This window comes from Paraburkholderia dilworthii (genome assembly GCF_000472525.1).
Lineage (GTDB): Bacteria > Pseudomonadota > Gammaproteobacteria > Burkholderiales > Burkholderiaceae > Paraburkholderia > Paraburkholderia dilworthii.
Window position 1 is genome coordinate 285667 of the sequence record NZ_AWZT01000002.1, and the last position, 24874, is coordinate 310540.

At 62.5% G+C, this 24874-nt stretch carries 29 protein-coding genes and 1 tRNA gene; 15 read left to right on the forward strand and 15 right to left on the reverse strand.

Translation table 11 applies throughout. The annotated features are described in order from the left end of the window. Positions 1-13: 13 nt before the first annotated feature. From gcl to lysM, 4 genes are all read left to right on the forward strand, one after another. Positions 14-1789, forward strand: a complete 1776-nt coding sequence (gene gcl / locus F759_RS0104955; protein ID WP_027798878.1) for a glyoxylate carboligase — start codon at positions 14-16, stop codon at positions 1787-1789. A 96-nt stretch (positions 1790-1885) separates the two neighbouring features. Then, positions 1886-2695 (forward strand): 2-oxo-tetronate isomerase, encoded by an 810-nt coding sequence (gene otnI, locus F759_RS0104960; protein WP_027798879.1) that lies wholly within the window; start codon positions 1886-1888, stop codon positions 2693-2695. Positions 2696-2802: 107 nt separating this feature from the next. Continuing rightward, positions 2803-3711: a 2-hydroxy-3-oxopropionate reductase gene (locus tag F759_RS0104965; protein WP_027798880.1), complete on the forward strand. Its 909-nt coding sequence runs from the start codon at positions 2803-2805 to the stop codon at positions 3709-3711. A 590-nt stretch (positions 3712-4301) separates the two neighbouring features. Beyond that, positions 4302-4796: a peptidoglycan-binding protein LysM gene (gene lysM / locus F759_RS0104970; RefSeq protein ID WP_027798881.1), complete on the forward strand. Its 495-nt coding sequence runs from the start codon at positions 4302-4304 to the stop codon at positions 4794-4796. Between the two features lie 125 nt (positions 4797-4921). Here the strand turns inward: lysM and F759_RS0104975 are convergent, their stop codons facing one another. From F759_RS0104975 to F759_RS0105005, 6 genes are all read right to left on the reverse strand, one after another. Continuing rightward, positions 4922-5947, reverse strand: coding sequence for an asparaginase (locus tag F759_RS0104975; RefSeq protein ID WP_027798882.1), 1026 nt, complete (start codon positions 5945-5947; stop codon positions 4922-4924). A 76-nt stretch (positions 5948-6023) separates the two neighbouring features. After that, positions 6024-6950 carry a CysB family HTH-type transcriptional regulator gene (locus F759_RS0104980; protein WP_020065801.1) on the reverse strand — a complete coding sequence of 309 codons (927 nt, stop codon included), beginning with the start codon at positions 6948-6950 and terminating at the stop codon, positions 6024-6026. Positions 6951-7030: 80 nt separating this feature from the next. Beyond that, on the reverse strand, positions 7031-8089 hold the full coding sequence (locus F759_RS0104985; protein WP_027798883.1) for a sulfate/molybdate ABC transporter ATP-binding protein: 1059 nt from the start codon (positions 8087-8089) through the stop codon (positions 7031-7033). Beyond that, entirely contained in the window at positions 8089-9168 is a 1080-nt protein-coding gene (cysW, locus tag F759_RS0104990; protein ID WP_027798884.1) for a sulfate ABC transporter permease subunit CysW, read from the reverse strand. The genes F759_RS0104985 and cysW overlap by 1 nt, the downstream gene beginning before the upstream one ends. After that, complete coding sequence (gene cysT, locus F759_RS0104995) at positions 9165-10061, reverse strand: sulfate ABC transporter permease subunit CysT (RefSeq protein WP_027798885.1); 897 nt, start codon at positions 10059-10061, stop codon at positions 9165-9167. Before cysT ends, cysW begins: the two co-directional genes overlap by 4 nt. Before the next feature lie 146 nt (positions 10062-10207). Continuing rightward, positions 10208-11257, reverse strand: coding sequence for a sulfate ABC transporter substrate-binding protein (locus F759_RS0105005; protein ID WP_027798886.1), 1050 nt, complete (start codon positions 11255-11257; stop codon positions 10208-10210). Positions 11258-11567: 310 nt separating this feature from the next. Between F759_RS0105005 and lexA the strand changes: the two genes are divergently transcribed. From lexA to F759_RS0105020, 3 genes are all read left to right on the forward strand, one after another. Beyond that, positions 11568-12218: a transcriptional repressor LexA gene (gene lexA / locus F759_RS0105010; RefSeq protein ID WP_027798887.1), complete on the forward strand. Its 651-nt coding sequence runs from the start codon at positions 11568-11570 to the stop codon at positions 12216-12218. 150 nt (positions 12219-12368) lie between these two features. Further along, positions 12369-12725: a hypothetical protein gene (locus F759_RS0105015; RefSeq protein ID WP_027798888.1), complete on the forward strand. Its 357-nt coding sequence runs from the start codon at positions 12369-12371 to the stop codon at positions 12723-12725. Between the two features lie 114 nt (positions 12726-12839). Beyond that, a complete protein-coding gene (locus F759_RS0105020; RefSeq protein WP_027798889.1) occupies positions 12840-13511 on the forward strand; it encodes a DUF2939 domain-containing protein in 672 nt (223 codons plus the stop codon). Positions 13512-13628: 117 nt separating this feature from the next. Here F759_RS0105020 and F759_RS0105025 read toward each other — a convergent pair whose 3' ends face one another. Next, positions 13629-14093: a universal stress protein gene (locus F759_RS0105025; protein WP_027798890.1), complete on the reverse strand. Its 465-nt coding sequence runs from the start codon at positions 14091-14093 to the stop codon at positions 13629-13631. A gap of 274 nt (positions 14094-14367) precedes the next feature. On the opposite strand from F759_RS0105025, the gene nodI reads away from it, so the two are divergent. Beyond that, complete coding sequence (nodI, locus tag F759_RS0105030) at positions 14368-15282, forward strand: nodulation factor ABC transporter ATP-binding protein NodI (RefSeq protein ID WP_027798891.1); 915 nt, start codon at positions 14368-14370, stop codon at positions 15280-15282. A gap of 27 nt (positions 15283-15309) precedes the next feature. Continuing rightward, positions 15310-16137 (forward strand): ABC transporter permease, encoded by an 828-nt coding sequence (locus F759_RS0105035; protein ID WP_027798892.1) that lies wholly within the window; start codon positions 15310-15312, stop codon positions 16135-16137. A 92-nt stretch (positions 16138-16229) separates the two neighbouring features. Here the strand turns inward: F759_RS0105035 and F759_RS0105040 are convergent, their stop codons facing one another. Next, entirely contained in the window at positions 16230-16652 is a 423-nt protein-coding gene (locus F759_RS0105040; protein WP_027798893.1) for a hypothetical protein, read from the reverse strand. 228 nt (positions 16653-16880) lie between these two features. Beyond that, complete coding sequence (locus F759_RS0105045; RefSeq protein ID WP_027798894.1) at positions 16881-17933, reverse strand: NADP(H)-dependent aldo-keto reductase; 1053 nt, start codon at positions 17931-17933, stop codon at positions 16881-16883. Positions 17934-18073: 140 nt separating this feature from the next. On the opposite strand from F759_RS0105045, the gene F759_RS0105050 reads away from it, so the two are divergent. From F759_RS0105050 to F759_RS0105075, 5 genes are all read left to right on the forward strand, one after another. Next, entirely contained in the window at positions 18074-18286 is a 213-nt protein-coding gene (locus tag F759_RS0105050) for a DUF3820 family protein (RefSeq protein WP_027798895.1), read from the forward strand. A 255-nt stretch (positions 18287-18541) separates the two neighbouring features. After that, positions 18542-18886 carry a hypothetical protein gene (locus F759_RS0105060; protein ID WP_027798896.1) on the forward strand — a complete coding sequence of 115 codons (345 nt, stop codon included), beginning with the start codon at positions 18542-18544 and terminating at the stop codon, positions 18884-18886. A gap of 159 nt (positions 18887-19045) precedes the next feature. Beyond that, on the forward strand, positions 19046-20047 hold the full coding sequence (gene dusA, locus F759_RS0105065; RefSeq protein ID WP_027798897.1) for a tRNA dihydrouridine(20/20a) synthase DusA: 1002 nt from the start codon (positions 19046-19048) through the stop codon (positions 20045-20047). A gap of 88 nt (positions 20048-20135) precedes the next feature. Beyond that, positions 20136-20211, forward strand: a tRNA-His gene (locus tag F759_RS0105070). Between the two features lie 381 nt (positions 20212-20592). Next, positions 20593-20859, forward strand: a complete 267-nt coding sequence (locus F759_RS0105075; RefSeq protein ID WP_027798898.1) for a hypothetical protein — start codon at positions 20593-20595, stop codon at positions 20857-20859. Between the two features lie 177 nt (positions 20860-21036). Here the strand turns inward: F759_RS0105075 and F759_RS0105080 are convergent, their stop codons facing one another. From F759_RS0105080 to F759_RS0105090, 3 genes are all read right to left on the reverse strand, one after another. Beyond that, on the reverse strand, positions 21037-21417 hold the full coding sequence (locus tag F759_RS0105080; RefSeq protein WP_027798899.1) for a glyoxalase superfamily protein: 381 nt from the start codon (positions 21415-21417) through the stop codon (positions 21037-21039). A 73-nt stretch (positions 21418-21490) separates the two neighbouring features. Next, positions 21491-21733, reverse strand: coding sequence for a DUF6566 family protein (locus tag F759_RS0105085; protein WP_027798900.1), 243 nt, complete (start codon positions 21731-21733; stop codon positions 21491-21493). Positions 21734-21886: 153 nt separating this feature from the next. Continuing rightward, positions 21887-22084: a hypothetical protein gene (locus F759_RS0105090; protein ID WP_027798901.1), complete on the reverse strand. Its 198-nt coding sequence runs from the start codon at positions 22082-22084 to the stop codon at positions 21887-21889. Between the two features lie 174 nt (positions 22085-22258). Here F759_RS0105090 and F759_RS0105095 point away from each other — a divergent pair, with 174 nt between their 5' ends. Next, entirely contained in the window at positions 22259-22555 is a 297-nt protein-coding gene (locus tag F759_RS0105095) for a hypothetical protein (protein ID WP_027798902.1), read from the forward strand. An 8-nt stretch (positions 22556-22563) separates the two neighbouring features. On the opposite strand, the gene F759_RS0105100 is transcribed toward F759_RS0105095, so the two are convergent. The 3 genes from F759_RS0105100 to ssuC are packed head-to-tail and all read right to left on the reverse strand — an operon-like array spanning position 22564 to position 24834. Further along, positions 22564-22779: a TOBE domain-containing protein gene (locus F759_RS0105100; RefSeq protein WP_020065782.1), complete on the reverse strand. Its 216-nt coding sequence runs from the start codon at positions 22777-22779 to the stop codon at positions 22564-22566. A 46-nt stretch (positions 22780-22825) separates the two neighbouring features. Beyond that, positions 22826-23971, reverse strand: a complete 1146-nt coding sequence (locus tag F759_RS0105105) for an ATP-binding cassette domain-containing protein (protein WP_027798903.1) — start codon at positions 23969-23971, stop codon at positions 22826-22828. Beyond that, a complete protein-coding gene (gene ssuC, locus F759_RS0105110; RefSeq protein ID WP_027798904.1) occupies positions 23968-24834 on the reverse strand; it encodes an aliphatic sulfonate ABC transporter permease SsuC in 867 nt (288 codons plus the stop codon). The genes F759_RS0105105 and ssuC overlap by 4 nt, the downstream gene beginning before the upstream one ends. Between the last annotated feature and the right edge of the window lie 40 nt (positions 24835-24874).

Below are 24874 nucleotides of genomic sequence, written 5' to 3' on the forward strand. Positions count from 1 at the left end.
TCAGGAGACATTCATGGCCAAGATGAGAGCCGTCGACGCCGCCGTACTGGTGCTCGAAAAAGAAGGTATCGACACCGCGTTCGGCGTGCCGGGCGCAGCGATCAACCCGTTCTACTCGGCCATGCGCCGGGCGGGCAACATCAGCCACGTGCTCGCGCGCCATGTCGAGGGCGCTTCGCACATGGCCGAAGGTTACACACGCGCGCAGCCGGGCAATATCGGCGTGTGCATCGGCACGTCGGGCCCCGCCGGCACCGACATGATCACCGGTTTGTACTCCGCTCAGGCCGACTCGATCCCTATTCTGGCTATCACCGGACAAGCGCCGCGCGCGCGTCTGTACAAGGAAGATTTCCAGGCCGTCGACATCGAATCGATCGCCAAGCCCGTCACCAAGTGGGCCGTGACGGTGCGCGAGCCGGCGCTCGTGCCGCGCGTGTTCCAGCAGGCATTTCACCTGATGCGCTCGGGCCGTCCCGGCCCCGTGCTGGTCGACTTGCCGATCGACGTGCAACTCGCCGAAATCGAATTCGATATCGACACCTACGAACCGCTGCCGGTCTACAAGCCGAAGGCGACGCGCAAACAGATCGAAGCCGCCCTCACCTTGCTCAACGATTCCGAGAAGCCGCTGATCGTCTCGGGCGGCGGCGTGCTGAACGCAGCCGCTGAGGATTTGCTCGTCACGTTCGCCGAAACCATCGGCGTGCCAGTGATTCCGACGCTGATGTCGTGGGGCGCGATTCCCGACGACCATCCGCTGATGGCCGGCATGGTCGGTCTGCAAACCTCGCACCGCTACGGCAACGCGACGATGCTTGCCTCCGACTTCGTGCTCGGCATCGGCAACCGCTGGGCCAACCGTCACACGGGCAGCATCGACGTCTATACGAAGGGCCGCAAGTTCGTGCACGTGGACATCGAGCCGACGCAAATCGGCCGCGTGTTCGGCCCGGATCTGGGCATCGTGTCGGACGCGAAGGCCGCGCTCGAACTGTTCGTCGAAGTCGCCAACGAATGGAAGGCCGCAGGCAAGCTGAAGGATCGCAGCGCATGGGTCGCCGATTGCCAGCAGCGCAAGCAGACCATGCATCGCAAGACGCACTTCGACAACGTGCCGATGAAGCCGCAGCGCGTCTACGAAGAGATGAACCAGGTGTTCGGCCGCGACACGTGCTACGTGAGCACGATCGGTCTTTCGCAGATCGCCGGCGCGCAATTCCTGCATGTCTATAAAGCGCGCAACTGGATCAACTGCGGCCAGGCTGGCCCGCTCGGCTGGACGATTCCGGCAGCGCTCGGCGTGCGCGCCGCTGACCCACAACGACCGATCGTCGCGCTTTCTGGTGACTACGACTTCCAGTTCATGATCGAAGAACTCGCGGCCGGCGCGCAATTCAAGCTGCCGTACGTGCATGTGGTCGTGAACAACTCGTACCTCGGCCTGATCCGCCAGGCGCAGCGCGCATTCGACATGGACTTCTGCGTGCAGCTCGGCTTCGAAAACATCAACTCGCCGGAAACCAACGGCTACGGCGTCGACCACGTCGCGGTGGCCGAAGGTCTCGGTTGCAAGGCGATTCGCGTGTTCAAGCCGGAAGAGCTTAAGCCCGCGCTGCAAAAAGCACAGTCGATGCTCTCCGAGTTCAACGTGCCGGTGGTCGTCGAAGTGATTCTGGAACGCGTGACCAACATTTCGATGGGCACGGAAATCGATGCGATCAACGAGTTCGAAGAACTGGCCGCGAAGCGCGAAGACGCGCCGACTGCGATCAGCATGCTCGACTGATCTGTACGACTTCGACCGCTTGAGCGCGATTGCACGACTTCGTTGCAATCGCGTCATGAAGCTTTTCCACTGACCGACCAAAGAGACCTACGTACCATGCCGAAATTTGCAGCGAATCTCACCATGCTTTTCAACGAGGTTCCGTTCCTTGAGCGCTTCACGGCCGCAGCGGACGCGGGGTTTAGCGCTGTCGAATTCCTGTTTCCGTATCCGTATCGAATCGCCGAGTTGAGCGAGCGTCTTGAGCAGAATCGGCTGAAGCTCGTGCTGCACAATTTGCCCGCGGGCAACTGGGAGGCCGGCGAGCGCGGCATCGCGTGTCTGCCCGATCGCGTGAGCGAGTTCCAGGAAGGCGTGGGCCGTGCGATCGAATACGCAAGCGCGCTGAAGGTGCCGCAATTGAACTGCCTCGTCGGCATTCCGACCGCGGGCGTCGATGCGGACAAGGCACGCTCGACCATCGTCGATAACCTGCGTTTTGCTGCGGGTGAATTGAAGAAGGCTGGCATCAAGCTACTGGTCGAGCCGTGTAATTCCTACGACATTCCGGGCTTCGCGCTGAACCGTTCGGCCGAAGGCCTCGACGTGATCCGCGCGGTGGACTCGGACAATCTGTTCCTGCAATACGACATCTATCACATGCAACGGATGGAAGGCGAACTCGCGGCAACGATCAAAAAGAATCTGCCGCAAATCGCGCATATCCAGCTCGCCGACAACCCGGGGCGCAACGAACCCGGCACCGGCGAAATCAACTACCCGTTCCTGTTCGACCTGCTCGACTCGATTGGGTACGACGGCTACGTCGGCTGCGAATACAAGCCACGCACGACCACCACCGCCGGCCTCGGCTGGGTGCAAAGCGTTGCTGGGCAAACACGCGGCGCCGCGCACGCCGCGGCCTGACCGACGCGCTGTGAACACGGCATCGGTCAGATCAGGCGCATGACGCGCCCATAAAAGCCCCGTAAAGGGGCCGCAAACAACACTGGAAACACTGGAGATTCACACACATGGCAAAGATCGGTTTCATCGGGCTCGGCATCATGGGCGCACATATGGCGCGCAACCTCATCAAGGGCGGTCACACGCTGTTCGTAAACGGCGCATACCCGGTGCCCGAAGATCTGGGCAAGAGCACGAACGTCGTGGCCAATTCGACCGCGGTCGCGCAAGCCGCCGACATCGTCATCATCATGGTGCCCGATACGCCTGACGTGGCCAACGTTCTGTTCGCCGACGACGGCGTGGCCGCCGGTCTGACGGCAGGCAAGCTCGTGATCGACATGAGCTCGATCTCGCCGCTCGATACACAGGAGTTCGCGAAGAAGATCAACGCGCTCGGCGTCGACTACCTCGATGCGCCCGTGTCCGGTGGCGAAGTCGGCGCGCGCGAAGCAACGCTCACGATCATGGTGGGCGGTCCGGAAAAAGCCTTCGCGCAGGCAAAACCGCTGTTCGAACTGATGGGCAAGAACATCTCGCTGATCGGCGAGAACGGTGCAGGCCAGACGTGCAAGGTCGCGAACCAGATCATCGTCGCGCTGAACATCGAAGCGGTAGCCGAAGCACTGCTGTTCGCGTCCCGCTCGGGTGCCGATCCGGAACGTGTGCGCAAGGCGTTGATGGGCGGCTTCGCTTCGTCGCGCATTCTGGAAGTGCATGGCGAACGGATGACCAGGCGCACGTTCAATCCGGGCTTCCGTATCGAACTGCATCAAAAGGATCTGAACCTCGCACTCGACGGCGCGCGCAAGCTGGGCATCGCGCTGCCGCACACCGCGAGTGCGCAGCAATTGTTCAGCGTATGCGCGGCCAACGGCGGCAAGGCATGGGATCACTCCGCGATGGTTCGCGCGCTGGAAATCATGGCGAACTATGAAGTCGCGCAAGCGCCGGATAGCGAAGCGAAAGCAGCTTGATCCTGCGGCGTTTCTTCGCGGGCTGCGGATTCGAATCAGCAACGGCCGCATGCCTCGCAACCCGCCGATAGTTCAGTAATACCGATTGCCTCGGATGTTGGCTCGTCAACGCCACGGCAATCGCAAGTGGGGCGCCCGGTTCGTCGCGCGGCATCGTGGCGGAACGGGCAAATCGTGCCGCTCTGGGCTGAGAGCGGCAAAGTGGGGTCCGCAGCGGCACCCGGCGACGCCGGGGAAGCCTTGGTCGGTCAGACGTCGTCGTCGGGTGTCCGGCTGTCGGATTCTTGTTCATGCTTTTTCCGCCATTCAGTCGCGCAGCGCGCTCGCTCATGCGCCGCCGGGATGCACGTTCGCTTGCATTTGCTTGCAACTTCGTGCCCGCCTCCCTACCTTTCTTGACACTTCCCCATCAGCTTTTCTCCTACACTCGTGAGTCTGCTGGATGCATTCGGGCGCGCGTGCCGCTTCGTCATCGCATGCGCGTTGTGCGGCGTGTTCCGTTCGCTGGCGCTTCGCGGCCGCGTGCATCGCAACGAGTGCTTAACCCGTACGCAAAGCATGCTTGCGTACCAACATGAGGAGTGTGATCGATGGGTATTCTCAGTTTCATCAAGGAAGCCGGCGAAAAACTGTTCAGCGCCGCGTCCACGCCGGCCAAGGCTGAATCCGCGCCCGCCGCACCCGACCTTGCGGCGCTGAACAAGACCGCGGGCGACGCGATCGCGACTTACATCCGCAGCCAGGGTCTGGACGCAACCAGTCTGCAAGTCACGTACGACGGCACGAGCCACACAGTGACCGTATCGGGCGAAGCGGCGGACCAGTCGACCAAGGACAAGATTCTGGTCGCAGCCGGCAATGTGCAGAACGTCGACAAGGTGGACGATCAACTGAGCGTGACCGCGCCCGCCGCGGCACCCACGCAGTTCCATACGGTGGTGCCGGGCGACAACCTGTGGAAGATCGCCGAGAAGTACTACGGCAGCGGCGCGAAAAACGACGTGATCTTCCAGGCCAATACGCCGATGCTGAAGAGCCCGGACAAGATCTATCCGGGCCAGGTGCTGGTGATTCCGGCTGTGTGATAAGCCATTGCAAGCGCCCACATTGCGCGAGTAAAACACCGCAGTAAACAACAACGCGGCGCTCGAAGTAGCTACTCGAGCGCCGCGTTTTTCGTTCAGCGCATTGTGCTAAAGACCGCGCAGCGTCAATACGTATCGAACGCCTTTTGCAGCGCGACCGGCCCCGCGCCGCCCGCGGCCAACGCCAGCATCAGCAGCACGCGTGCCTTGTACGGATTAAGCGAGCCGGCGCTGACGAAGCCGAGTGCATCGTCGGCGGCTGCGCCATTGCGCATCACATGCCCTGAGCCCACTCGCGACGAACGCACCACCGCAACGCCCTGCGAAGCGGCATCGGCAAGCGCCTGCGCGAGCGACGCGTGAATCGAACCATTACCCGTGCCCGCGACGACGATGCCGCGCACGCCGGCCGTCACGAGCGCATCGACGGCAATGCGCGACACGCCGGCATAGCTCACGACGATTTCCACATGCGGCCAATTCCCGCCGATCACGAATTCAGTCGCGAGCGTATGCCGACGCACCACGCTGCGCTGAAACTCGACGCGTCCATCCTGCACCCAGCCAAGCGCGCCGATTTCCGGCGACTGGAATGCATCGACGGCATAGGTGCTCGTCTTGACCACGTCGCGCGCGCTGTGAATCCTGTTGTTGAATGCAACGAGTACGCCCTGCCCGCGCGCGTCCGCATTTGCCGCGACAGTCACGGCGTTCAACAGATTGAGCGGACCGTCGGCGGACAACGCCGACGCCGGCCGCATTGCGGCTGTCAGCACCACCGGCTTATCGGACTTGATAGTCAGATGCAGCAAATACGCCGTTTCTTCCAGCGTATCGGTACCATGCGTGACCACCACGCCGTCGATGTCGTCGGCGGCAAGCAGCGCGTTGATGCGTTGCGCGAGCGTGGTCCACAGCGGCATCGCCATGTCCTTGCTGTCGACGCTCGCGATCTGCTCGGGCGCGATGCGGGCCACCGTCGACAAGGCCGGCACGACGGCCAGCAATTGTTCGACGCCGACCACACCGGCCTGGTAGCCCGACGTATTGGTGGCGTCGGCGGCCGCGCCGGCAATCGTGCCGCCGGTGGCGAGCACGGCGATGCGCGGCAGCGGCGCCACGGCGCTTGAGGAGGAGGTCTGTGAGTTCATGGCGGCGATTGTAAGCGATGATGCGCTGCCGTCGCGCGCCTTTGAACCGGCAAAAGCCGCTTCGGCTCCTAGCGCTTCACACTGCCTCGCGCAACTGCGCGGCGATTTCCGCCTCGGTCAGTTGCGGTGCGAACATCTCGATCAGACGGTACGCGTACGCGCGCAAAAACGCGCCCTTGCGCAAGCCGACACGCGTCGTGCTCGCCTCGAACAGATGCTGCGTGTCGAGCGCGACCAGTTCGCTGTCGCGCTTCGGATCGTAGGCCATTGCTGCGACCACGCCGATACCCATTCCAAGCTCGACGTAGGTCTTGATCACGTCGGCGTCGATTGCGGTCAGCACCACGTCGGGCAGCGCTCCCGCTTTCGCGAACGCCTGGTCGATATGCGAGCGGCCCGTAAAATCCTGGTCATACGTGACGATCGGGAATTCGGCGATTTCGTCGAGCGTCAGATTCGGGCGGCCAACGAGCGGATGATCCTTCGGCACGACCACCACGTGATGCCACGAATAGCACGGAAACGTGACGATATCGGGGAAACGGTCGAGCGCTTCCGTCGAAATGCCGATATCGGCTTCGCCATTGATGATCATCTGAGCGATTTGTTGCGGACTACCCTGGCGCAGCGCCAGATGCACCTTCGGAAAAACCTCGGTGAACTGACGAATCACCTTCGGCAGCGCGTAACGGGCCTGCGTGTGCGTGGTCGCCACGACCAGATGGCCGCTGTCCTGATCCGCGTACTGGCGCGCGACGCGACGCAAGTTCTCCGCATCGAGCAGCATCCGCTCGATCAGTTGATGCACCGCCTTGCCCGGTTCGGTGAGACCCGTAAGGCGCTTGCCGCGTCGAATGAAGATGTCGACGCCGAGTTCGTCCTCGAGGTCCTTGATCTGTTTCGATACGCCCGACTGCGACGTGTACAGCACGTTCGCCACTTCGGTCAGGTTCATGTTCTGCCGCACGGCCTCGCGCACGAAGCGCAATTGCTGGAAGTTCATCTTGAAGTGTCCGGTTCAGCGAGAGTCAGGTTGTTCGAGTTATTCAGTTCGTTCGCGTTGCGTCGCATCGAGTCATGCGCTCATTGCGCCGGGAACAGACGCAGCGCGCGCGGCACCGCGGTCACGCCGTCGCCGACCGCCAGTTGCAGTTCGCGCCACGCTTCGCGATCGAGTTCGGCTTCGAGCAGATTGCCCTCGCGCCCCGCGAGTTCGACCCGCACCGAGCCGCCCAATGTCACGACGCGCCGCACATCGACGACGATACCCTCGCGATGTCCCGCCGACTGCGGATACAACTGCAGATCGTGCGGACGCACGTAGGCGAAAGCCGGGCCGCTGAAATCGGTGCTGATCGCAACCGGCAACGCAGCGCCGTCCACCACGAAACCGCTCGCGTCGACCTTGCCGTGCAAGCGGTTCGCCGCACCGAGAAACTCGTAGACAAACGACGTTTGCGGGTGGTCGTACACGTCCTGCGGACTGCCGACCTGCTCCACGTGTCCGCGATTGAGCACGACGATACGGTCCGCCACTTCGAGCGCCTCTTCCTGGTCGTGCGTGACGAAAATGGTCGAGATGTGAAGATCGTCGTGCAGCCGCCGCAACCAACTGCGCAATTCCTTGCGGACCTTCGCATCGAGGGCGCCGAACGGTTCGTCGAGAAGCAGCACCTTGGGCTCGACTGCAAGCGCGCGGGCCAGTGCGATACGCTGCCGCTGTCCGCCCGACAGTTCCGACGGGTAGCGCTGCGCGAGCCAATCGAGCTGCACCAGCTTGAGCAGTTCATGGACCTTCTCGCGGATCACCGCTTCCGACGGACGCTCCTTCCTCGGCTTCACGCGCAAGCCGAACGCCACGTTTTCGAACACCGTCATATGACGGAACAACGCGTAATGCTGGAACACGAAGCCCACTTCGCGCTCACGGGCGCCGACGGTTGCGACGTCCTGGCCTTGCAGCACGACCTGACCGCCGTCCGCGTACTCGAGACCCGCGATCACGCGCAACAACGTGGTCTTGCCACACCCCGAGGGCCCGAGCAGCGCAACCAGTTCGCCCGGCGGAAAGTCGAGCGAGACATTGTCCAGCGCGACGAAATCGCCGAAGCGCTTCTGCAGGTTACGTACGGTGATACCCATTACAGCTCTCCTTGCTTGAGCGGATGTTGCTGCGAGACTTGTGTTTTCCGCGGCTGAGCAGTAGTAGCCGAAGCGGACGGGGAAGCGAAAGACGAAGCCGACGAAGCCGAGGATAGAGCCGCAGGCAGAGCGACAGGTCCGGCATGCGCAGGCACATCGCGAGCGTCCGACAGTTCCGCCGACATATGACGCTCGGCGAGCAGCTTCAGCGCGAGCGTCACGAGTGCGAGCGAGGCCAGCACCGAGGCCACCGCGAACGCCGCCGAGAAGTTGTATTCGTTGTAGAGGATTTCGACGTGCAGCGGCATCGTGTCGGTCTGGCCGCGAATATGGCCCGACACGACCGACACTGCGCCGAACTCGCCCATCGCGCGCGCATTGCACAGAATCACGCCATACAGCAGGCCCCACTTCACGTTGGGCAGCGTGACGCGGCGAAAGATCTGCCAGCCGGACGCACCGAGCACATGCGCGGCTTCTTCTTCGTCGTTGCCTTGCGCCTGCATCAGCGGAATCAGTTCGCGCGCGACGAACGGGAACGTCACGAAGATCGTCGCGAGCACAATGCCGGGCACCGCGAAAATGATCTGCACGTTATGCGCTTGCAGCCACGGGCCGAACCATCCTTGCGCGCCGAACATCAACACATAGATGAGACCCGAGATCACTGGCGACACCGAGAACGGCAGATCGATCAGTGTGGTCAGGAGCGCCTTGCCGCGAAACTCGAATTTCGCGATACACCACGAAGCCGCGAGGCCGAACACGAGATTCAGCGGCACCGCAATTCCTGCCGTAATCGCCGTCAGCTTGATGGCCGCGAGCGCGTCCGGGTCCGCGAGCGATTCCAGATAGAAACCGAGGCCCTTGTTCAACGCCTGATAAAACACGGCGACGAGCGGCACGACGAGAAAGAGCGCGAGAAACAACAGCGCGATGCCGGTCAGAATCCAGCGCACGAGCGGCGGTTCAGTGACCGGATCGGGCCGGCGCGCCACGTTCAGTGGCGCGCGCGGAGCCACGGCGTGCGCCTTCCCACCGTCCGCGTGATCGATGCTATCGGCCGGATGGCGGCTCATTGCAGGCCTCCGCCGATGCTTGCAACGCTTACCGCGGCCGGCGCCGGCCCCGCGCTGCCGCGACTCGTGCGGCGCTGCAAATACCACTGGAGCGTATTGATGAAGAGCAGCATCAGGAACGAGACGACGAGCATCACGACGGCAAGCGCGGTAGCCCCGGCGTAGTCATACTGCTCGAGCTTGGTGATGATGAGGAGCGACGTGATTTCCGACTTCATCGGCACATTGCCCGCAATGAAAATGACCGAGCCGTATTCGCCGAGTGCGCGCGCGAACGCGAGTGCGAAGCCCGTCAGCAACGCCGGCAACACCGCCGGCAACACCACGCGGCGAAACGTCAGCCAGCGCGATGCGCCGAGGCACGCGGCGGCCTCTTCCTGCTCGCGCTCGAACTCTTCGAGCACCGGCTGCACCGTGCGCACGACGAACGGCAAACCGATGAACGTGAGCGCGACGAGCACGCCCACTGGCGTGAAAGCGACCTTTAGCCCGAGCGGCTCGAGGAACTGTCCGATCCAGCCGTTGCCCGCGTACACCGCCGCCAGCGAAATGCCGGCCACCGACGTGGGCAGCGCAAACGGCAGATCGACCACGGCGTCGACGATGCGCTTGAACGGAAACCTATACCGCACAAGCACCCATGCGACCAGAAAGCCGAACACCGCGTTGATCAGCGCCCCGCCCAGCGCGGAAAAGAAAGTCAGCCGGTACGAGGCCAGCACGCGTGGCGAACTGACCGCGCGCACGAACTGGCTCCAGTCGAGCGTCGCCGTCTTCAGAAAGGTCGCTGTGAGCGGAATCAGCACCACGAGGCTCAGATAAGCCACCGTGATGCCGAGTGTCAGGCCGAAACCGGGCAAGGCGCTCGGTTTCCGGAAGGTCAACGTGGTCATGCTCTTACTCTTTCAGGTTGATGCTCGTGCTGCCGGCCGCCTGGTCCTGATCGGCCAAAAGCGCGCCACTGGCACGCTCCGGAAGTGACGCGCAATGGCGCGTCGCATGGCCCAGCCCGCCGGCTGCAGCGCGGACTTCAGCCGTGTTACTGCGGCTGGTAGATCGAATCGAACACGCCGCCGTCGGCAAAGTGCGTCTTCTGCGCGTTGGCCCAGCCGCCGAACGAATCGTCGACCGTGTACAGTTTCAGCTTCGGAAACTTCGAGGTCAGTTCGGCCGGAACCTTGTTCGAACGCGGACGGTAGAAGTTCTTCGCAGCGATTTCCTGGCCCTGCTCGCTATAGAGGAAGTTCAGGTACGCTTCGGCCAGCTTGCGCGTGCCGTGCTTGTCGACGACCTTATCCACCACGGCCACCGGCGGCTCGGCCAGAATGCTCACGGACGGCACGACGATCTGGAACTTGTCCGGACCGAATTCCTTCAGCGACAGAAACGCCTCGTTTTCCCACGCGATCAGCACATCGCCGATGCCGCGTTGCACGAAGCTGGTGGTCGCCCCGCGCGCACCGGAATCGAGCACGCCGGCGTTCTTGTACAGCTTGCCGACAAATTCCCTGGCCTTCTGGTCGTTGCCGCCCGGCTGATGCGCGGCATACGCCCACGCCGCGAGATAGTTCCAGCGCGCACCGCCCGAAGTCTTTGGATTCGGCGTCACGATTGACACGCCCGGCTTCGTCAAATCGTCCCAATCCTTGATGTGCTTCGGGTTGCCCTTGCGCACCAGAAACACGATCGTCGACGTGTACGGCGACGCGTTATCGGGCAAGCGCTTTTGCCAGCCCTTGTCGATCAAACCCTTGTTCGCGATCGCGTCGATGTCGTAAGCGAGCGCAAGCGTCACGACGTCGGCCTGCAAACCGTCGAGCACCGAGCGCGCCTGCGCGCCCGAACCGCCGTGTGACTGCTTGAACGTGACCGTTTCGCCGGTTTTCGCCTTCCATTCCTTGCCGAAGGCCTGATTCACGTCCTGGTAGAGCTCGCGAGTCGGGTCGTACGAAACGTTCAGCAGCGTGGTGTCGGCGGCTTGCGCGTGGCCGGCTGCGCCGAGCGCGCCAAGCGCAGTTGCCGCGCCGAGCGCAAGCGCTGCGATGAGTTTTCGCCGCTTGCCTGCCCGCCCGGTGTCCTGATAGTTCATGCCAAGTTCTCCGCGTGTTGGTCCGCTGAAACAGCGTCTGGTGTTGTTCTGCGTCGGGTCACGTGCACATGAGCGACTGGAAGGCCAGTCTATCGAAGGCCTTTCATCATTAAAAATAATGTTTCTTCATTTTTTAATACGCAAAAGTGGTAATGACAGCCAGATAAGGCGTTGCGGCATGAAAACGACTGTCCCGACGTCGATTTGCGACGTCGCAGCTGCGGTGTCCCGCGCGAACTTAAAGTAAAGCTTGAATTGCGCCGAATACTGTATAAAAATACAGCCACCTGTTCATCCATACAGTGGCCCTATGACCAAACTCACCGCACGACAGCAGCAGGTTTTCGATCTGATCCGCCGGGCTATCGAACGCACCGGTTTTCCGCCCACCCGTGCGGAGATCGCTGCCGAGCTGGGTTTCAGTTCGGCCAATTCGGCTGAAGAGCATCTGCGGGCGCTTGCCCGCAAGGGCGTGATCGAACTCGCGGCCGGCGCGTCGCGCGGCATCCGCTTACTGGCGGGCCCGGACGACGCGCCGCATCAGTTCACGCTGCCGCACACCAGCATCATGCAACTGTCGCTGCCGCTGATCGGCCGGGTTGCCGCGGGTAGTCCGATCCTCGCGCAGGAACATATCGCGCAGCACTATGCGTGCGACCCAGCGCTGTTCTCGAGCAAGCCCGATTACCTGCTCAAGGTGCGCGGCCTGTCCATGCGCGACGCAGGCATCTTCGACGGCGATCTGCTCGCGGTGCAGAAAAGAAGCGAGGCCAAAGACGGCCAGATCATCATTGCGCGGCTGGGCGACGACGTCACCGTCAAGCGGCTGAAGCGCCGCCCCAATGGTATCGAGCTGATTGCCGAGAACCCCGATTACGAGAACATCTTCGTTGAGACAGGCAGTGCGGATTTCGCGCTCGAAGGCATCGCTGTCGGGCTGATTCGCCCGGGCGAGTTCTGATAGCGCCCGCAAGGTCGGCTCAATTGGCAAAAAGCTCAATGCGAGTTCAGTGCGTGCTCAATGTGCTCACTGGGTTGTCGTCCCGCTGATTAGCCAACCGCTCACTCACCGACTAAAGCAGCACTTACGTTGAATCGCCCGGAGAGACTCATGGAACGCCTTGCCCGCCTGTTGCCGTTTCGCCAGTTCGGCCGTCTGCGCCATCTGCGCAAGCTGGTGCCTTGCTCATTAATCGAAGCGTCCACGGCCGCTACTGCGTCGCTGTTCGATTCGCCCGCTAGCGGCTCCGGCCTGCAAGCTGCGCTGCCTTCTTCATTGCCGGCATTCGCTCGCGTGTCGCTGAATTCGGGACTCAATACAGCCGAGCCGGCGCGGCGCGCGCCTGTGCGGGTGTACCACGGGCCATCGCGGCTCATCATGGTCGGTACGGTGGATGCGGTGTGCCGCATGATCGATCGCTGCATCGCCGATGAAACCAACGTCCACGGCGCGGTGTTCGAATCCTGATGGGCCGTAAGGTGTGCGGGTGCGTGGCTGGCAACATGCTTTCTGGCAGCGCACGGATCGTTTCAACGCGGCTGCGGTCCACGTTAGATCACACCTGATAGAGAGTTCCGCCCGATGGCAGTTTCAATGCACAAGAAGCGCGGCGCCCGTCCGCTTATCGTCGCGCTGATCGTTATGGTGGTGATTGCCGCGCTGGGTTTCGCTTATGCGTCGCCGTATATCGCGCTCAATAACCTCAAACGCGCCGCCGACGCACGCGACGCGCAGACGGTGAATCAGTACGTCGATTTTCCCGCACTGCGCGAGAGCCTGAAGCAGCAAGTCACAGGCTTGCTAACGCGCCGGCTGGACTCACATGGGAATGGCGATCCGTTGGCTGCGATCGGCGCGATGATTGGCGTGGCACTGATCGGTCCGCTCGTCGACGCGTATGCGACGCCCGACGGCGTGGCCGCGCTGCTGAACGGCATGCCGCCGCGCGGTGAGCCGGGTGAGCGACCGCCCGCTCCGCCGGTCGCCGGCAATCCGCCCGCTGCGAAGGGGCCTGCGCCTGCATCGGCCGGTGCGGGTAACAACGCGAATAGCGGCGCTACCGGTAGTGCGACAGGCAACGCAGCGAGGAGCACAGCGCCGCCGCAACCGCCGCAAACCACGGCCGGCTATCGCGGCCTCAACGAGTTCGCCGTCACGTACCAGCACGGCGCCGGCGACGCCCGTTACTCCGCGATCTTCCTGCGCGAAGGTCTTTTCACGTGGAAGCTGGCGGCGGTCAATCTGAACGAGTGAGCGCAAGCGCGGCTTTGCGGCTTTGAATCCCGGATGCTTGGGCAACGTGCCCGAGCGGCCTGCCCATACCGCATGCCGCATGCCCAAGCCCGCACGCTCACGCGCCAAGCCACACGCTCAAGCCGCCTCTTGCTGCTGCTCCTGCGCTGAAGAGCAAGCGACCAGGATGCTGCACGACACGCGGTCGAGCAGCGGCGTATTACCCGCGCCCATCCACCATCGAGACAAGCCGGTGCGGCAACGGTGACCCACCACGACGAGGTCGACCTGCAATTCATTCGCAAGATTGGCGATCTCGTCGATCGGATGGCCGAATGCAAAGTGACCCTGCGCCTTCACGCCCCGCTCGGTCAGCCAGTCCACGCCTTCTTCCAGGATGTCCCGCGCGGTCTTTTCGAAGCTGCCGCACGCCACATCGGTCAGGAGGCCCGCGCTTTGCGCAATGCTTGAGCGCATATCCACAACCGAGAGCAAATGCGTTTCCGCCTTCAGATCCAGCGCAAGATCGGCGCCGCAACGCAGCGCTTTGCGGCCTTCGCGCGAGCCGTCGTAGCACAGCAGGATTTTCTGGTAGCTGGCCATCGTCTTTCCCCTTTCCGCAAAAGCGCGGTCAGAATCAATCATGGTGCGCCGCAATTCAGCTTGCAAGGGATGGAAAACGCTAAGTGCGATTGCAGCTTGCCCTGCCTTGTGCATACGAGGCACGAGCCACGGCCAAAGCGCAGGTCTCTGTCATGCGGCAGTGCAAGAACCCGCGCTGCGAGCGGCCCGCACCCACCGACACTTCGCAACCGATGGCCTAGAATGAGCAGCCTTCCCGCCCATTCGTGCGCTTTCCGGAGCCTCGATGCAGACCATGCCTGACACGCCCATCGAATTCCAGCAGGTTGAAAAAAGCTACGGCGAAAAAAAGGTTGTCAACGGATTGTCGTTTCATGTCGACGCCGGGGAATGCTTCGGCCTGCTCGGGCCCAACGGCGCGGGCAAAACCACCACGTTGCGCATGCTGCTCGGCATTGCCGCGCCGGACGCCGGCGCGATCCGTCTGTGCGGCGAGCCGATCCCCGGCCGCGCGCGCATCGCGCGGGCACGCGTCGGTGTCGTGCCGCAGTTCGATAACCTCGATCCCGACTTCACGGTCCGCGAAAACCTGCTGGTGTTCGGCCGCTACTTCGGGCTGAGCGCCGCGCAATGCCGCGCGATGGTGCCGTCGCTGCTCGAATTCGCGCGCCTCGAAAGCAAGGCCGACGCGCGCGTAAGCGAACTCTCGGGCGGCATGAAGCGACGCCTCACGCTCGCGCGTGCGCTCGTCAACGATCCCGACGTGCTGATCATGGACGAACCGACCACCGGCCTCGACCCGCAGGCGCGGCATCTGATCTGGGAGCGGCTGCGCTCGTTGCTCGCACGCGGCAAGACGATTCTGCTGACCACGCATTTCATGGAGGAAGCCGAGCGTCTATGCGACCGGCTATGTGTTATCGAAGAAGGACGCAAGATCGCGGAAGGCGCGCCGAGAGCACTGATCGAGTCGGAAATCGGCTGCGACGTGATCGAAATTTTCGGCCCCGATCCGCTCGCATTGCGCGATGAACTCGCGCCGCTCGCGCAGCGAACCGAGATCAGCGGTGAGACGCTCTTTTGCTATGTGAACGACGCCGAACCGGTGCACGCGCGGCTGAAACAGCGCGCGGACCTGCGCTATCTGCACCGCCCGGCGAATCTCGAAGATGTGTTCCTGCGCCTCACCGGCCGTGAGATGCAGGACTGACTCCCATCGAACTGCACAAGACACGCAATGGATGCACGCACTTATCGAAGCAAAGAAGCCACGCCGCCCAGCCAGGCCCCGCTCGCCGCGCTGCCCGCCAACGCACTCAGTTGGATCGCGGTATGGCGCCGCAACTATCTTGTGTGGAAGAAACTCGCGCTCGCCTCGATGTTCGGCAATCTCGCGGATCCGATGATCTATCTGTTCGGCCTCGGCTTCGGGCTCGGGCTAATGGTAGGTCGTGTCGACGGCGTGTCGTATATCTCGTTCCTCGCAGCGGGCACGGTTGCCTCGAGCGTGATGATGTCCGCGAGCTTCGAGTCGATGTATTCGGGCTTCTCGCGCATGCATGTGCAGCGCACCTGGGAAGCGATTATGCACACGCCGTTGACGCTCGGCGATATCGTGCTCGGGGAAGTGATCTGGGCGGCAAGCAAGTCGGTGCTGTCGGGCGCGGCGATCATGCTGGTGGCCGGCGCGCTCGGCTACGCGAACTTTCCGTCGATGCTGTTGGCGTTGCCCGTGATCGTGCTGGCCGGACTCGCGTTTGCGAGCGTCGCAATGGTCGTGACTGCGCTCGCGCCGTCGTACGACTTTTTCATGTTTTATCAGACGCTCGTGTTGACGCCGATGCTGCTGCTCTCCGGCGTGTTCTTCCCGATCTCGCAGTTGCCTGCCGCCGCGCGCGGTGCGGCCGAAGTGCTGCCTCTCGCGCACGCGGTCGACCTGATCCGGCCGGCCATGCTCGGGCGTCCTCTGGACAATGCGCTATGGCATGCGGCCGTGCTCGCCGCTTATGCGGTGGGCGGGTTCATCGTTTGTGCCGTGCTGTTCCGGCGCAGGATGATGAAGTAAATACCGACGCGCCGAAAACATGTGAAGCGAATCGCGGGCGGTTGACCCAGGGAGTCAACGCCCGCGAATAAACATGGAGCACTGACGCGTACTCAGTCTTCGTCGTCGGTCCACGGAATGTCGACGTCCGAGATGAACGCGACTGTCGCGAACGGGCCGCCTTCGTGACGCCCGATCTTGCCATCGGCACGCTGCCACTCCACCCGGAACACGGTGCCCGGATCATCGGCGATCAGCCGCACGGTGCGGACCTCGTCGGGATCGGCGTCCTCAACTGGACCGTCGAGCGAGATCTGCAGCTCTTGCGGCCACAGGCCGTCGGCGGGATCGTAAATCTTGTCGCCGTCCGGAATCAGCGTGAAGGCTTCCACACCGATTGTCGCCGAGGCATCGACGATCATTTTGGCTAGCGCGCGCAGCAGCGCGGTGGCCCGCGCCGAATTCGCCTGACGGATTGCAAGATCCCCGCGCGTTAGCGCCTGCTCGAGTTTTGGGTTGGTTTTTTGTTGCGCCATTCGATGTCCTGAGTGCTATCGCCGTATGTGAACAGCGCGGCCTAAAGCGTGCCGCGGCCGCCGATTTTTCGGGCTGCATCCTACCATCCGCATCTGCCATCCGCACGTGCCGCGCAATGCCCGGCCGCACCGCACGAATGGAGGAAAGCCCGTCCTGCTCACCACAGTTTAGGTCGTGATTCGCCGACAGGCAGGGACATTTGCCTTTCGTTGCATGTCCCGACGTCCTCAAGGCGCCGGGTTCGGCTGCAGTTGATGCAGCGCGTCGATTTCGTCGAGCACGTCCTGCGACAGCTTCACGTCGACGCTCGCAATGTTTTCCTTCAACTGATCGAGCGAGGTCGCGCCGATCAGATTGCTCGTGACGAACGGCCGGCTATTGACGAACGCCAGCGCGAGCTGCGCCGGCGACATGCGATGGCGCTTCGCCAGCTCGACGTAACGCGTGGTGGCCTGCACCGCTTGCGGCTTGCTGTAGCGCTGGAAGCGCTCGAACAACGAAATGCGCGCGCCGGCCGGACGCGCGCCGCCTTCATACTTGCCGGATAGCCAGCCGAACGCGAGTGGCGAATACGCGAGCAAGCCGATATTGTCGCGGTGCGCGTATTCGGACAGTCCGACCTCGTAAGTGCGATTGAGCAGACTATAGGGGTTCTGAATGCTGACAATACGCGGCAAGCCGAGCTTCTCCGACGCGCGCAGGAACTGCGCGACGCCCCAAGGCGTTTCATTCGATACTCCCACATGGCGCACCTTGCCCGCCTTCACGAAGTCGGCGAGCACAGACAGCGTTTCGTCGATCGGCACCGTGTATTCGTCGTCGACCCACGGATAGGCGGGGCGGCCGAACGTCATCGTGTTGCGGTCCGGCCAGTGCAACTGGTAGAGGTCGACGTAGTCCGTTTGCAGACGCCTGAGGCTGTCGTTCAGCGCCTCGGTCAGATTTTTGCGGTCGAACTGATTGGATTCGCCGCGGATATGACGCGGGTTGTGCGGCTGGCGCGCGGGACCGGCGATCTTGGTGGCGAGCACGATCTTCTCGCGTGCGCTGCGATGCTGGGCGAGCCATGTGCCGATAAAGCGCTCGGTCGAACCTTGGGTCTCCGCACGCGGCGGTACGGGATACATCTCTGCGGTGTCGATCAGGTTGATGCCGTGATCGAGCGCGTAGTCGATCTGCGCGTGAGCGTCCTGCTCGCTGTTCTGCTCGCCCCACGTCATGGTGCCGAGCCCGATCAGGCTGACCTGCACATCCGAATCGCCGAGTCTGCGGTATTCCATCGAACTTGTCCTGTTGGTTGTATGAAGATAAACCGCTGACGTTACCATGCCCGCGCAATGCCTGCACCACAGCTAGAATGCGGCTCTGGCCCGCGGCTGAACACGCGCTGCGCTCAACATTCCTTGCGTCGATCGATCCGATGAATCCCGAACATCTCGAGTTGCTGGTCACGCGCGTGATGCCCTACGGCAAGTACAAAGGTCGCGTGATCGCCGACCTGCCCGGCCATTACCTGAACTGGTTCGCGAGCCAAGGCTTTCCGCCGGGCGAGATTGGCCGGCTACTCGCGTTGATGCATGAAATCGATCACAACGGCTTGTCGTCGCTGATCGAGCCTTTGCGCAAGCGTTGAGGCGTTCGTTCGATCCGTTGATGAGTGCGGCTTCGCTCCGTCATGCGCCCGAAGATCAAGCAACTGTCGCGATGAAACGACGCGCACGCGCGGGTCGCCGCGAAAGCACCAAGCGCATGTCGCGGCACGGCAGTGTTGCGTGACCTATGCGCCGCTGCGGGCATGCGCCTCCTCCGTAATGCACGGACACAAATATGGGTGAACTCCTTCGCGCGCGATCTTTCTGATTCTTTATGTCAGGGACGGGAGACGATCGTGAGCAGACTCTTTGCATCGATGGCATTGCTGGCGGTAGTGGCGGGCGTCAGCGGATGCGCAGTCGCGCCCGGCTATGACTACGGCTACGCGCAACCTTATTACCCGGCTTATGGCTACGCATACGGTGCGCCCTATGCGCCGGTGTACGGCTCGGTCGGCATCTGGGGCGGCTGGGGCGGACGGTGCTGCTATTACCACGGCGGCGGCGGAGATCACTGGCGCGGCGGTGGCTGGCATGGCGGCCACGGCGGAGGTGGCTGGCACGGCGGCGGATATGGCGGATCGCGCGGGGGCAGTTCGTGGAGCGGCGGCGGCGGCGGGCACGGCGGCCGCAGTCATTAAACCAAAAGGCTGCAAGCGGCGACAGCTACCCTGAACCCACTGACCTTAAGACGGTTAGGTGGCTAATTCAACGCAGGGTTACGCGCCACTCGAGCCTTGCCGGGCGATTGCCTGCCTTGCGGTAAAATCGTGGTTTCGATTCAAGCCGTTTGGCCGCCCATGTCTTCACCTCACGTTCCCAGCCCTCGCCGCGTCAGCGTGGCGCCCATGATGGACTGGACCGATCGCCACTGCCGGTCGCTTCATCGCATGATTTCGCGCCATACGTGGCTGTACACGGAAATGGTCACGACCGGCGCACTGCTGCACGGCGATGTGCCGCGCCATCTCGCGTTCGCGCCCGACGAAGCGCCCGTCGCGCTGCAACTCGGCGGCAGCGAGGCCGATGATCTCGCCCGCTCGGCGAAACTCGGCGAGCAATGGGGCTACGACGAAATCAATTTGAATTGCGGCTGTCCGTCGGAGCGTGTGCAGCGCGGCGCATTCGGTGCGTGTCTGATGAACGAGCCGCAACTGGTCGCCGACTGCGTAAAGGCGATGCGCGACGTCGTGTCGGTGCCTGTCACGGTCAAACATCGAATCGGCGTGGATGCCGTCGAGGACTACGGCTTCGTGCGTGACTTCGTCGGCACAGTTGCGGACGCCGGCTGCAACGTCTTTATCGTCCACGCACGCAACGCGATCCTCAAAGGCCTGAGCCCGAAAGAAAACCGCGAGATTCCGCCGCTCAAGTACGATTACGCGTATCAGTTGAAGCGCGACTTTCCACAACTGGAGATCGTGATCAATGGCGGGATCAAGACGCTTGACGAAGTCGAGACGCATCTTGAGCACGTCGATGGTGTGATGCTCGGGAGGGAGGCGTATCACAATCCGTATTTGCTGGCTGATGTCGACGCGCGCTTTTATGGGTCGTCACAAGCGCCGCTCACGCGCGAGCAGGTCGAGGCGAAGCTGATCGAATATTGCGCGGCCGAGATGGCCCGCGGTACCTACCTCGGCGCGATCACACGTCACGCACTCGGCCTCTATCGCGGGGAGGCAGGTGCGCGCGGCTGGCGCCGCGTGCTGTCCGATAGCAAGCGTCTCACTGCGCGCGACCTCGCGATCTTCGACGAGGCGAGACAACATCTGCGTGAGCCTGCCGAAATTTTTGAATAAAGGTCTAGGCAAACGCAGTTCGTGTTCGTATAATCTCGTTTCTTCGTTGGCGAGCCAAGTTTTCCGGCAGTCAAAGCAGATATCAGTGGTGGCTGTAGCTCAGTTGGTAGAGTCCAGGATTGTGATTCCTGTTGTCGTGGGTTCGAGCCCCATCAGCCACCCCAAAGAATTCATGTAGTAAAGATTTGCAAGCGGCGTTGTGAGAAATCACAACGCCGTTTTTGTTTTTGGTTTCTGCTTTGGATTTTGTTGGCGGCCTTGATTGGTCGATCTGGCAGTTTCCTTTGCCCTCCAGACACCGCCAAAAACCCCTCGCCGACCAGTCCTTTACCACAGAAACCGCCTTGCCCAACGGGGCCAGACCGCCGCCCAGGCGCGCCACGTCTAGGACTCACCCATTATTTCAACAGCGAGAATAGTAATTTCAGATTATCGATACAAATTTTTGATAGTAGGGGTATACACTGCATTCATCGACGTTGCAAACACAGCCCACCGGGCTCTGCAACGCCACCCTGAAAATCGAAAATCGTTGGAGGTACACCATGAAGACCAAATTTATCGCTGCCCTGCTCGTCGCTGTTTCCGCCTCGATCGCTGCCCCTGCTTTCGCGAGCGGCTACGGCCCGGCACCGTTTTATCGTCCGTCGGTCGGCGCGCCGGCTTCGCAACAAGGCCAGAATGCGCAAACCGTCGCTGCTGAACGCGCTAACGCCGATTCGAACGCGTACGGCGGTGTGAACAACGTGTCGTCGCAATCGGGCACGCGTGAACCGGTTTCGGGTCCGCAATCGGTTTTCTTCGGCCACTAAGCATTTGCCGTCAAGCGTGCTGCCCTCGTAGCAGCATGCGAACTGGGCGCCGAACATCGGGTTCCGATGTCGGCGCCCAGTTCCGTTTACCGGCCTCGTCGAGTCGGAGCGGGTCATAGCGTTCAAATGCGCTCGTGGCGAATCAGATCCAGCGATCGCAGGAACGTGCGTCCGCCACTATTGCGCCGCGTGCTGATCTTCGGGCGCCTCACAAAAGCGGATCCGGTTACCGAACGGATCTGAGACTTCCAGCACCTTTCCCCACGGCAGCGCCTCGACGCCTGGCTTCGCGTACTGGTAGTCCTTCGCCTGAAGCTCGCGGTGCAGCGCGTCGATGTCCCGCACCGACACGAAAATCGTCGAGCCCGGCGTTGCGTCGCCGTGATGCTCGCTCAGATGCAAGACGAGATCCGAGCGCCGCACTTGGGCATACAGCAGAAAGTTATCGCCGAAGCGGTGTTCCCAATCGACGGTAAAGCCCAGGAAGTCCACGTAGAACTCGCGGGCTTTTTCCTCGGAGAAAATACGGATGATCGGCACGGCGGGCGCGAGATGCATGGTGGTGTTCGGCGAGTTAGGGTGAGCCACCAAGCTTAGTCGAAGCTGTTCGCCATTTCACGCGCCGCCTCGCCTAAGCAGCGAGACCGGCGTCGATCACTTCGCGCGCCGCGCGAAAGCCTGCCTCGGCCGCGGCATGCTCAGTGGACCATAGACTGTCGATATGCACGAGCCGCCAGTCGACCACTACGGCATTTTCCCGCAGGACCCGGAAGTGCGCCTTGACGCCGGTGAGCACCTGTTCGACCGCGACTTCGATGTCGTAGTCCTGATAGCGCTCCTGATAATCCCCCATGTCGAGGCCCTTCGGCTCCATCCTTACCTCCCTCGCGTCCCGTGTATTCCGCGGCGGCCATTCCTCGCGCGAGCATGCCGACGCTGACGCCAGCGCCGCGCCCTCACGTCAGGCTTGCAAACGCCGTGCTACACGCCACCAGGCGGCACCCGCCAAAGCGCCCTCGCCTCGCGCCTAGTCGCAATCGCCCGAAAGGTACTGCCTGCCGTTACAGGTGATTTCGACCTCGTCGCCGCTTGCCTCGGCGACGAGCCCGCAGGCGAGCAACTCGGCCGTCACGGACTGCGGGAATTTCGGCGGAGGCTGGCCCACGCCGACATCGTTCAGACGCCGTAACGCTTCGATCGCTTCCGGACTCAATGACTTCGACATGGCCGCCTCCGTCGAAATGGCTGAATTCATCGTAGCAAGTTTCGAGGGCGGATGCAGTCGCGTTGGCGCATCGTCATGACGGAATGGCTTGCGCGTGAATTTTCGCTGGCAACGCGGGTCTACCTGGAAAGCCTCACAAGCAGGCCGGCCGCGATTAACGTAAAGGAGAAGGAGATGAAGCGAAGCACTCTGACAACTTTGACCGCAGCCGCCGCATTGGCGGCGATCTGGGCGGGCGAAACGGCGGCATGGGCTCAAACGGGCCTGGCGAGTTCATCGGGCTCCACTGCGCCGGCAAAACAGACGGCGGCGCCGGGCGACGCTGCTTCCTCGATGGTGAAGCCGCCCGAGGCGGCCTCCGGCTCGACCGGATCGAGCAATCCGGACAACATGCCGATCAAGCGTCCGCGCAAGCCGACTAACGACAAGATGATGCACGAACCCCCCGCCAGCGGCGCGAACGCGAAATAGCGCAGCGCCTACAGGCGCGCAATGGAGACCTCCGTCGACTTGACGAGCGCTACAACTTCGGAGCCGACCTGCAGGTCGAGTTCGTCGATGGAGCGCGTGGTGATCACCGACGTGACGATGCCAAACGGCGTGTCGACATCGACTTCGGAAACGACCGGCCCGCGGATGATTTCCTTGACCTTGCCTCTGAACTGATTGCGTACGTTGATTGCGGAAATGCTCATTGCGAGTGGCTCCAGGAAGCGATTGAAAACAGTCAGTCAACGGATATTAGACAGCCCAACGGACGTCGGTAGGCCGCCTGAAGCGGCCCTGGCTACGGGTGCCGCGTGCGTCGTCGGTCTTCTCGGACAACGCGTCGTCGTTCGGCGCATTCTTCAGCACGCGTTGCAGCACATGCTCTTCGAGCGCCGCGAAGCCCGCCGACGCACGCGCTCGCGGACGCGCGAGCGGCACCGGCTGGTCGAGCGCGATGCGCCCTTCTTCGATCAGCAGGATGCGGTCGCCCAGCGCGACGGCCTCGTGCACGTCATGCGTGACGAGCAATGCTGTGAACTTGTGCTCGCGCCACAGGCGCTCGATCAACGTGTGCATTTCGATACGCGTCAATGCATCGAGCGCGCCGAGCGGCTCGTCGAGCAGCAGCAATTGCGGACGATGCACGAGCGCCCGCGCCAATGCCACACGTTGACGCTGACCGCCGGAAAGCTGCGCGGGCCAGTCGTTGGTGCGCTCCAGCAAGCCCACTTCGGCGAGCACCGCACGCGCGTCGTCGCGCGCGCTGCGGGGCAGTCCAAGCATCACGTTTTGCAGCACGCTCTTCCACGGCAACAGGCGCGCGTCCTGGAACATGATGCGAGTGTCGAGCGGGCGGCCGTCTTCGGCACGCTTCTCCAGCACGCCGGCCGTGGTCTTTTCCAGACCGGCGACGAGCCGCAGCAGCGTCGATTTCCCGCAGCCGCTGCGGCCGACAATCGCGACGAAACTGCCGCGTTCGATCGACAGGTCGAAGTCAGTCAGTACCTTGCGGTCGCCGTAGCGCTTGCCGACGCTGCGCAACTGCACTGAATAATCGGCTGCGCTGTTTGCTCTGCCAGCACCGTTTGCCCCGCCTGCTCGATCTGCTCCGTTTTCTCCGTCAGCACCGCTTGCATCACTAGCACCGCTACCAATATTTGCACCGCTATCACCACTAGCACCGGCAGCACCACTACTCTCACCATGCCGCGCCAGCGCGTCGGCCAGCGCCCCCACATGCCGATGGTGATCACCTGCATAGTCATGCGCGGCATCGCCATACTCGAGCCCGCCAGCCACGTGCGCGTCGCGATCGGCGATGCGCGCCTGCGCCAGTTCCGCTTCCAGATCGCTGCCCGCGATGCCGCCATACGACGCGGAAAATGTCGTTGCGCTCATGCCTTGCCTCCTCGTTGATAAGCCGGGTGCCACCGCAGCGACACGCGCTCCAGGCTTTTCGCCAGCACGTCGGCGACCTTGCCGAGCGCCGCGTACAGCAGAATGCCGACCACGACGACATCCGTCTGCAAAAATTCACGCGCGTTCATCGTCATATAGCCGATGCCCGATTGCGCGGAAATCGTCTCCGCGACGATCAGCGTCACCCACATCAGCCCGAACGCGAAGCGCACGCCGACCAGAATCGACGGCAACGCGCCCGGCAGAACCACATGACGGTACAGTGCAAAGCCCTTCACACCATAGCTGCGCGCCATCTCGATCAGATTGGAATCGACCGAACGGATGCCGTGAAACGTGTTCACGTAGACCGGGAAAAACACGCCCAGCGCAACGAGAAACACCTTGGCCTGCTCCTCGATGCCGAACCACAGAATCACGAGCGGAATCATTGCGAGCGCCGGGATATTGCGGATCATCTGCACGGTCGAATCGAGTGCGATCTCGACCGGCTTGAAGAGGCCCGTCGCGAGCCCGAGCACGAGACCGACCCCGCCGCCTATCGCAAAACCGGAAACCGCGCGCCACGTGCTGACTTTCACGTCGGCCCACATTTCGCCCGACTGTATCAGCGACCACGCGGCCTTTACGACAGCGAGCGGTTCGGGCAGAACGCGTGTCGACAGCACACCGCTGCGCGCGGCGGCTTCCCACGCGAGCAGGATCAGCAGCGGTGCGATCCACGGCGCGAGAGACGCGCCGACTTGCCGTAACGGCCCGAGGGCCGAAACAAGCACGGAATCGACAGCTGCGCCCGCACGCGCGCCTTCGTCGCGATCCGCACTCACAGTAGATTGAGCCATGATTACTTCCCCCATTGACTACCGAAGATGTCGTGCAAAA

Coding starts and splice junctions, on each gene's coding strand:
- gcl (WP_027798878.1), top strand. CDS start 14: ATGGCCAAGATGAGAGCCGTCGACGCCGCCGTACTGGTGCTCGAAAAA.
- otnI (WP_027798879.1), top strand. CDS start 1,886: ATGCCGAAATTTGCAGCGAATCTCACCATGCTTTTCAACGAGGTTCCG.
- F759_RS0104965 (WP_027798880.1), top strand. CDS start 2,803: ATGGCAAAGATCGGTTTCATCGGGCTCGGCATCATGGGCGCACATATG.
- lysM (WP_027798881.1), top strand. CDS start 4,302: ATGGGTATTCTCAGTTTCATCAAGGAAGCCGGCGAAAAACTGTTCAGC.
- F759_RS0104975 (WP_027798882.1), bottom strand. CDS start 5,947: ATGAACTCACAGACCTCCTCCTCAAGCGCCGTGGCGCCGCTGCCGCGC.
- F759_RS0104980 (WP_020065801.1), bottom strand. CDS start 6,950: ATGAACTTCCAGCAATTGCGCTTCGTGCGCGAGGCCGTGCGGCAGAAC.
- F759_RS0104985 (WP_027798883.1), bottom strand. CDS start 8,089: ATGGGTATCACCGTACGTAACCTGCAGAAGCGCTTCGGCGATTTCGTC.
- cysW (WP_027798884.1), bottom strand. CDS start 9,168: ATGAGCCGCCATCCGGCCGATAGCATCGATCACGCGGACGGTGGGAAG.
- cysT (WP_027798885.1), bottom strand. CDS start 10,061: ATGACCACGTTGACCTTCCGGAAACCGAGCGCCTTGCCCGGTTTCGGC.
- F759_RS0105005 (WP_027798886.1), bottom strand. CDS start 11,257: ATGAACTATCAGGACACCGGGCGGGCAGGCAAGCGGCGAAAACTCATC.
- lexA (WP_027798887.1), top strand. CDS start 11,568: ATGACCAAACTCACCGCACGACAGCAGCAGGTTTTCGATCTGATCCGC.
- F759_RS0105015 (WP_027798888.1), top strand. CDS start 12,369: ATGGAACGCCTTGCCCGCCTGTTGCCGTTTCGCCAGTTCGGCCGTCTG.
- F759_RS0105020 (WP_027798889.1), top strand. CDS start 12,840: ATGGCAGTTTCAATGCACAAGAAGCGCGGCGCCCGTCCGCTTATCGTC.
- F759_RS0105025 (WP_027798890.1), bottom strand. CDS start 14,093: ATGGCCAGCTACCAGAAAATCCTGCTGTGCTACGACGGCTCGCGCGAA.
- nodI (WP_027798891.1), top strand. CDS start 14,368: ATGCCTGACACGCCCATCGAATTCCAGCAGGTTGAAAAAAGCTACGGC.
- F759_RS0105035 (WP_027798892.1), top strand. CDS start 15,310: ATGGATGCACGCACTTATCGAAGCAAAGAAGCCACGCCGCCCAGCCAG.
- F759_RS0105040 (WP_027798893.1), bottom strand. CDS start 16,652: ATGGCGCAACAAAAAACCAACCCAAAACTCGAGCAGGCGCTAACGCGC.
- F759_RS0105045 (WP_027798894.1), bottom strand. CDS start 17,933: ATGGAATACCGCAGACTCGGCGATTCGGATGTGCAGGTCAGCCTGATC.
- F759_RS0105050 (WP_027798895.1), top strand. CDS start 18,074: ATGAATCCCGAACATCTCGAGTTGCTGGTCACGCGCGTGATGCCCTAC.
- dusA (WP_027798897.1), top strand. CDS start 19,046: ATGTCTTCACCTCACGTTCCCAGCCCTCGCCGCGTCAGCGTGGCGCCC.
- F759_RS0105075 (WP_027798898.1), top strand. CDS start 20,593: ATGAAGACCAAATTTATCGCTGCCCTGCTCGTCGCTGTTTCCGCCTCG.
- F759_RS0105080 (WP_027798899.1), bottom strand. CDS start 21,417: ATGCATCTCGCGCCCGCCGTGCCGATCATCCGTATTTTCTCCGAGGAA.
- F759_RS0105085 (WP_027798900.1), bottom strand. CDS start 21,733: ATGGAGCCGAAGGGCCTCGACATGGGGGATTATCAGGAGCGCTATCAG.
- F759_RS0105090 (WP_027798901.1), bottom strand. CDS start 22,084: ATGTCGAAGTCATTGAGTCCGGAAGCGATCGAAGCGTTACGGCGTCTG.
- F759_RS0105095 (WP_027798902.1), top strand. CDS start 22,259: ATGAAGCGAAGCACTCTGACAACTTTGACCGCAGCCGCCGCATTGGCG.
- F759_RS0105100 (WP_020065782.1), bottom strand. CDS start 22,779: ATGAGCATTTCCGCAATCAACGTACGCAATCAGTTCAGAGGCAAGGTC.
- F759_RS0105105 (WP_027798903.1), bottom strand. CDS start 23,971: ATGAGCGCAACGACATTTTCCGCGTCGTATGGCGGCATCGCGGGCAGC.
- ssuC (WP_027798904.1), bottom strand. CDS start 24,834: ATGGCTCAATCTACTGTGAGTGCGGATCGCGACGAAGGCGCGCGTGCG.